The organism is Streptomyces sp. (assembly GCF_019510245.1).
In the GTDB taxonomy this organism is placed as follows: Bacteria; Actinomycetota; Actinomycetes; order Streptomycetales; family Streptomycetaceae; genus Streptomyces.
In genome coordinates, this window is the sequence record NZ_JAEKKT010000234.1 from 23,743 (window position 1) to 30,757 (window position 7,015).

Genomic DNA, 7,015 nt, shown 5'->3' on the forward strand with positions numbered 1-7,015 from the left:
TCCACGTTGCTCACATCGGCGCCCAGCGCTGCAGGCCGTGCCCACCCTCCCCCACGCTCGGCTTCGCTCGCGCGGGGGACCCCGTCGCCCTGCGGAACGCCTGCCCACGGCGGTGGCGCCCCGTAAGGGGCGCGGGGAACTGCGCGACCAACCCCCGCGTACCGCAGTCGCGTGGCCGGCCGCAACCGCCCCTCCGGCGGCGCAGCCCCCGCGTACCGCAGTCGCGTGGCCGGCCGCAACCGCCCCTCCGGCGGCGCAGCCCCCGCGTACCCGCAGTCGCACAACCCTCCGGTGCCCGCCGTTACCACGCCCGTACGCGCAAACCGCGCGTCCGCCCCATACCGGGCCTACATTGGTCATACCTCACCATCGACCGCCCGGAGCCCCTCATGTCGGTCACCTCTGCCCTCGCCGAGGGCGATCTGCTGCGGCGGCAGGATCCTGAGCTGGCCGAGATCCTGCTGGGGGAGCTGGCCCGGCAGTCGACGTCGCTGCAGCTGATCGCCGCCGAGAACTTCACCTCGCCGGCCGTGCTGGCCGCGCTGGGCTCGCCGCTCGCCAACAAGTACGCCGAGGGGTATCCGGGCACCCGGTACCACGGTGGCTGCGAGATCGTGGACGTGGCCGAACGGCTCGCCGTCGACCGGGCCAAGGCGCTGTTCGGGGCCGCGCACGCCAACGTGCAGTCCCACTCGGGCTCCTCGGCCGTCCTGGCCGCGTACGCGGCCCTGCTGCGGCCCGGGGACACCGTGCTGGCCCTGGGGCTGCCCTACGGCGGTCATCTCACGCACGGCTCGCCGGCCAACTTCTCCGGCCGCTGGTTCGACTTCGTCGGGTACGGGGTGGATGCCGAGAGCGGGCTCATCGACCACGACCAGGTGCGGGCGCTGGCCCGCAGCCGCCGGCCCAAGGCGATCGTGTGCGGGTCCATCGCCTATCCCCGGCACATCGACTACGCCTTCTTCCGCGAGGTCGCCGACGAGGTGGGCGCCTACCTGATCGCCGACGCCGCCCATCCCATCGGGCTCGTCGCCGGGGGAGCGGCGCCGAACCCGGTGCCGTACGCCGACGTCGTGTGCGCGACCACGCACAAGGTGCTGCGCGGGCCCCGCGGCGGGATGCTGCTGTGCGGTGCGCCCGAACTGGCCGAGCGGCTCGACCGGGCGGTGTTCCCGTTCACGCAGGGCGGTGCGCAGATGAACGCCGTCGCCGCGAAGGCGGTCGCGTTCGGGGAGGCGGCAACACCGGCGTTCAGCGCGTACGCCCATCAGGTGGTCGCCAATGCGCGGGTTCTCGCGGCCGGGCTGGCGCAGGCGGGACTGGTCGTCACGACCGGGGGCACCGACACCCATCTGATCACCGTGGACACCGCGCCGCTCGGCGTCGAGGGGAAGACGGCCCGGGGCCGGCTCGCCGCCGCCGGGATCGTGCTGGACTGCTGTGCCCTGCCGCACGGCGACGCGCGGGGGCTGCGGCTGGGCACCGCGGCCGTCACCACGCAGGGCATGGGGGAGACGGAGATGACCCGGATCGCGGCGTTGCTGGCGGGCGTGGTGAGCGGTCTCACGGACGCGGGGAGGGCGCGTGACGAGGTGCGCGAGCTCACCGGTAGATTTCCGCCGTATCCCGGGTGAGACGGGGTAGGCGCAGCGTCGTACAGCCGGTCGTACGCCCGGCTCACAGCCTTGCGTGCAACCATCGTCGCTACCCGGAAGTCCCCATACATATGCGTCCCTCGCTAGGGTGTGGGGCTGTGATGGCCAGCGAGACATGTGGGGAAGCCTGTGCGTGAATACCTGCTGACGCTCTGCATCACGGCCGCGGTGACGTACCTGCTGACAGGACCGGTACGGAAGTTCGCGATCGTGGCGGGGGCCATGCCGGAGATCCGGGCACGTGACGTGCACCGGGAGCCCACTCCGCGGCTCGGCGGGATCGCGATGTTCTTCGGCCTGTGCGCGGGGCTGCTCGTCGCCGACCACATGTCCAACCTGAACGAGGTCTTCGCGAAGTCGAACGAGCCGCGGGCGCTGCTCTCCGGCGCCGCGCTGATCTGGCTGATCGGTGTGCTCGACGACAAGTTCGAGATCGACGCACTGATCAAGCTGGGCGGTCAGATGATCGCCGCGGGCGTCATGGTCATGCAGGGTCTGACGATCCTGTGGCTGCCCGTCCCGGGCGTCGGCAACGTGGCCCTGACGCCGTGGCAGGGCACGCTGCTGACGGTGGCCCTGGTCGTCATCACGATCAACGCGGTGAACTTCGTCGACGGCCTGGACGGTCTGGCCTCCGGCATGGTGTGCATCGCGGCCGCGGCGTTCTTCCTGTACGCCTACCGCATCTGGTACTCGTACGGGATCGAGGCCGCCGCACCGGCGACGCTGTTCGCGGCGATCCTGATGGGCATGTGCCTGGGCTTCCTGCCGCACAACATCCATCCGGCGCGGATCTTCATGGGCGACTCGGGCTCGATGCTGATCGGGCTGGTGCTGGCCGCGGGCGCGATCTCGATCACCGGTCAGGTCGACCCGGACGTGATGAACCTGTTCGCCGGGTCCGAGCGCAACGCCGTGCACCAGACGGTGCCGGTCTACATCCCGCTGCTGCTGCCGCTGACCATCATCGCGGTGCCGGCCGCCGACCTGGTGCTGGCGATCGTGCGGCGCACCTGGCGCGGCCAGTCGCCGTTCGCGGCGGACCGCGGCCACCTGCACCACCGGCTGCTGGAGATCGGCCACTCGCACAGCCGGGCCGTGCTGATCATGTACTTCTGGTCGGCGCTGATCGGCTTCGGCACGCTGGCCTACTCGGTGAACTCGGCGTCCATGTGGATCGTGCTCGGCGTGGCGTTCCTCAGCGCGGTCGGCCTGGTGCTGCTCCTGCTGCCGCGGTTCACCCCGCGGGCGCCGCTGTGGGCGCAGGCCTTCGTGCCGCCCCGTTACCGGCGCCGCGGGGCGGTCCAGCCGGCCGAGGAGCCGGCGGCGGCGACCGCCGAGGCGGCGGCGCCCGGCGCGCAGGGGGAGCCGGAGAAGCCGGGCGACGACGAGTACCGCTCGCCGGTGCCCGCCGGAGCGGCCCCGGTGAGCGGCGTGCCCGCGGCCTCGGCGAACGGCGCGGCCAAAGCCCCGGTGAACGGCGTGGCCACGGCTCCGGCGAACGGCGCGGCCAAAGCCCCGGTGAACGGCGTGGCCACGGCTCCGGCGAACAGCGCGACCGCAGCCTCGGTCAACGGCGCGACCGCCCTCGGCGGCCGTTCGCGCTTCCTGGACCGGCGCCCTTCCTAGACCTCTCACTGACCCCACCAAGGTAAGAATCTGACTAGAGCATTGCCAAGTCGTGGGGGACCAAAGCCCCCCAATACCAGACACAACGGCCCCGTTTTCGCTCAGACGCGCAGGTTCACTCTCATGTGTGACAGTGAGCACACCTACCAGGTAAAGACCTCATCAAATAGTTTGTGATACGGTTCACGAGAACCCCGGACAGAGTCGAAGGACCCGACTGCGACGGTCCGTCAGCGTGAGGTCTTCGACCCTCCGACCGGGACTACGCTCGTCCATGACGACACCTGCCCCCTGTGAAAGCGGAGTTGCCGCCATGCCGTCCAATGACGCCCGGAACCTGGCCCAGGCCGCCGTACCCACGGCCGCCGTCGGCGTGCTCGCCGCCGTCGTCAGCGGGGTGGTCGCGGGCGGCAAGGGGGCGATCGGGGCGCTCGTCGCGACGGTGATCGTGATCCTCTTCATGGGGATCGGCCTCTACGTCCTGCAGCGCACCGCGAAGTCGTATCCCCAGCTCTTCCAGATGATGGGCCTGATGCTCTACGCGGCCCAGCTGCTGCTGCTGATCATCTTCATGGCCGTGTTCAAGAACACGACGCTGTTCAATCCCCGGGCCTTCGCCATCGTGTTGGTGGTCACCACGCTCACGTGGATCACCGCACAGACCCGTGCCCACATGAAGGCCAAGATCCTCTACGTCGAACCCGAGAAGTCTGAAAAGTCTGAGAAGACCGGACAGTCGTCGTGAGAGGTAGGGCCGGGATAAAGGCGCACGAGAGATGCTGCTATCGTCCGGTGCCAACTGCGGCATCGCGGGCGCGGGCATCTGAGCTGACGCCTGCTCAATCGCGAGGCGAGATGCCCCCAAGCCGCCCCCACATCCGTAACACCAGTCCCGTGCCGAACCGCGGCCCTGCGCCGCGCCGACACAACGAGGTTGCCGTACCCATGCGCCACGATGAAGGAGCCCGCGGTGAGTGCTGACCCGACGCAGACGCTCGCTTTCGACACGAGCTGTCACTTGTTCGACGGGTGTGGCTTCCCGGCTCCGGGCCTCCACTCGTTCCTGTTCAAGCCGCTCTTCGGCGACGCGGACAGCAACCTGTACTTCAACAAGACGATGCTGCTGGCGCTGCTCGGGTCGATCGTCATCGTGGGCTTCTTCTGGGCCGCCTTCGCCCGTCCGAAGGTCGTCCCGGGCAAGCTCCAGATGATCGCCGAGACCGGCTACGACTTCGTCCGGCGCGGTGTCGTCTACGAGACCATCGGCAAGAAGGAAGGCGAGAAGTACGTCCCGTTCGTCGTCTCGCTGTTCTTCTTCATCTGGATGATGAACCTCTGGTCGATCATCCCGGTCGCCCAGTTCCCGGTCACCGCGATCATCTCGTACCCCGCGGCCCTGGCCGGCATCGTCTACATCACGTGGGTCGTGCTGACCTTCAAGCGCCAGGGTTTCGTCGGCTTCTTCAAGAACGTCACGGGCTACGACAAGACGCTCGGCCCGGTGCTCCCGCTGTCGATGACGATCGAGTTCTTCTCGAACCTCATCGTCCGGCCGTTCACCCACGCCGTGCGACTCTTCGCCAACATGTTCGCCGGTCACACCCTGCTGCTGCTCTTCACCATCGCCAGCTGGTACATGCTGAACGGCATCGGCATCGCCTACTCCGGTGTCTCGTTCGTCATGGTCCTCGTGATGACCGCCTTCGAGCTCTTCATCCAGGCTGTCCAGGCCTATGTCTTCGTACTGCTGACCTGCAGCTACATCCAGGGCGCGCTCGCCGAGCACCACTGAGCGCCACCCGCCCCATCACCCATGTCATCCGGTGGCCAACCCCCACCGGTCCTTGAAAGAGAAGGAAGAACCGGCATGTCCGCTCTCGAAACCCTTGCCGCCGGCGTCCAGATCAAGGGCAACCTCGGCTCCATCGGTTACGGCCTCGCCGCGATCGGCCCGGGCGTCGGCATCGGCATCATCTTCGGCAACGGCACGCAGGCCCTCGCCCGCCAGCCCGAGGCGGCCGGCCTGATCCGCGCCAACCAGATCCTCGGCTTCGCCTTCTGTGAGGCGCTCGCCCTGATCGGTCTGGTCATGCCGTTCGTCTACCCGACCTCCTGACCCGACCGTCGCGCACCATTAGACGAAAGGCACTGCTATGAGCCTCTTGGTTCAGCTGGCGGCGGAGAAGCCCGAAAACCCTCTCATCCCGCCGGTTCCAGAGCTCGTCATCGGCCTGATCGCCTTCGTCATCGTCTTCGGCTTCCTCGCCAAGAAGCTCCTTCCGAACATCAACAAGGTTCTGGAGCAGCGCCGCGAGGCGATCGAGGGCGGTATCGAGAAGGCCGAGGCCGCGCAGACCGAGGCCCAGAGCGTCCTCGAGCAGTACAAGGCGCAGCTGGCCGAGGCCCGGCACGAGGCCGCGCGCCTGCGCCAGGAGGCTCAGGAGCAGGGCGCCGCGCTCATCGCCGAGATGCGCGCCGAGGGCCAGCGGCAGCGTGAGGAGATCGTCGCCGCCGGTCACGCGCAGATCGAGGCCGACCGCAAGTCCGCCGCGCAGGCGCTCCGTCAGGACGTCGGCCACCTGGCCACCGACCTGGCCGGCAAGCTCGTCGGCGAGTCCCTGGAGGACCACGCCCGGCAGAGCCGCGTGATCGACCGCTTCCTCGACGAGCTTGAGGAGAAGGCCGAGGCCGCCCGATGAACGGAGCGAGCCGCGATGCCCTGGCAGCCGCACGTGAGCGTCTCGACGCGCTGACGGACTCCTCGTCCGTGGACGCGACGCGGCTCGCCGACGAGCTGGCGGCCGTCACCGCGCTGCTCGACCGCGAGGGCGGCCTGCGCCGGGCCCTCACCGACCCGGCACAGGCCGGCGAGGCCAAGGCCGAGCTGGTCCGGCGCCTGATCGGCGGCCAGGTCTCCGAGACCACCGCCGACCTGGTGTCCGGTCTGGTCCGGTCCCGCTGGTCGCAGTCCCGCGACCTGGTCGACGCGCTGGAGGAGCTGGCGAACACCGCCGACCTCACGGCCGCGGAGAAGTCCGGCACGCTGGACGACGCCGAGGACGAGCTGTTCCGGTTCGGCCGGATCGTCTCCTCGAGCACCGAGCTGCGCGCCGCGCTCACCGACCGCAAGGCCGGCACGGCCGCGAAGACCGAGCTGCTGCACCGGCTGCTCGGCGGCCGCGCCAAGCCGGTCACCGAGCGTCTGGTCACGCGTCTTGTGACCGCGCCGCGGGGACGTAGCCTGGAAGCGGGCCTGGAGGCCCTCTCCAAGCTCGCCGCGGAGCGCCGCAGCCGCGTCGTCGCCGTCGTCACCTCCGCGGTGCCGCTGAGCGAGCCGCAGAAGCAGCGCCTGGGCGCCGCCCTCGCGAAGCTCTACGGCCGCACGATGCACCTCAACCTCGACGTCGACCCCGCGGTCGTCGGCGGGATCCGGGTGCAGGTCGGTGACGAGGTCATCAACGGTTCCATCGCGGACCGCCTTGAGGACGCCGCCCGCCGCATGGCGAGCTAGCACCTACTCAAGAAGCAGTACGTACTTACGGCCCTGGTTGGGCCGTGCAGAAGAATCCTGGGGGTCGCCCCCAGACCCCCCAAGTGAAACTTCGGGCCCAACAAGGAGAGCAGGGAACCCAGATGGCGGAGCTCACGATCCGGCCGGAGGAGATCCGGGACGCGCTGGAGAACTTCGTCCAGTCGTACAAGCCGGACGCGGCCTCGCGCGAGGAGGTCGG

7 protein-coding genes are annotated in these 7,015 nt (G+C 69.4%); all 7 read left to right on the plus strand.

Annotation, left to right across the window (positions count from 1 at the left end):
* Positions 1 to 389: 389 nt before the first annotated feature.
* Positions 390 to 1,634 carry a serine hydroxymethyltransferase gene (gene glyA / locus JF597_RS45935; RefSeq protein WP_294011067.1) on the plus strand — a complete coding sequence of 415 codons (1,245 nt, stop codon included), beginning with the start codon at positions 390 to 392 and terminating at the stop codon, positions 1,632 to 1,634.
* Positions 1,635 to 1,784: 150 nt separating this feature from the next.
* Positions 1,785 to 3,284 (plus strand): MraY family glycosyltransferase, encoded by a 1,500-nt coding sequence (locus JF597_RS45940; protein WP_294011069.1) that lies wholly within the window; start codon positions 1,785 to 1,787, stop codon positions 3,282 to 3,284.
* A 313-nt stretch (positions 3,285 to 3,597) separates the two neighbouring features.
* Complete coding sequence (locus tag JF597_RS45945; RefSeq protein WP_294011071.1) at positions 3,598 to 4,029, plus strand: hypothetical protein; 432 nt, start codon at positions 3,598 to 3,600, stop codon at positions 4,027 to 4,029.
* Between the two features lie 210 nt (positions 4,030 to 4,239).
* Positions 4,240 to 5,076 (plus strand): F0F1 ATP synthase subunit A, encoded by an 837-nt coding sequence (gene atpB, locus JF597_RS45950; RefSeq protein WP_294011073.1) that lies wholly within the window; start codon positions 4,240 to 4,242, stop codon positions 5,074 to 5,076.
* A gap of 75 nt (positions 5,077 to 5,151) precedes the next feature.
* Positions 5,152 to 5,400, plus strand: coding sequence for an ATP synthase F0 subunit C (atpE, locus tag JF597_RS45955; protein ID WP_217555087.1), 249 nt, complete (start codon positions 5,152 to 5,154; stop codon positions 5,398 to 5,400).
* A 37-nt stretch (positions 5,401 to 5,437) separates the two neighbouring features.
* The gene (locus JF597_RS45960; RefSeq protein WP_294011079.1) at positions 5,438 to 5,983 is read left to right on the plus strand and encodes a F0F1 ATP synthase subunit B; all 546 of its coding nucleotides are present in this window, start codon (positions 5,438 to 5,440) and stop codon (positions 5,981 to 5,983) included.
* On the plus strand, positions 5,980 to 6,795 hold the full coding sequence (locus tag JF597_RS45965) for a F0F1 ATP synthase subunit delta (protein ID WP_294011081.1): 816 nt from the start codon (positions 5,980 to 5,982) through the stop codon (positions 6,793 to 6,795). The genes JF597_RS45960 and JF597_RS45965 overlap by 4 nt, the downstream gene beginning before the upstream one ends.
* The last annotated feature ends 220 nt before the right edge of the window (positions 6,796 to 7,015 follow it).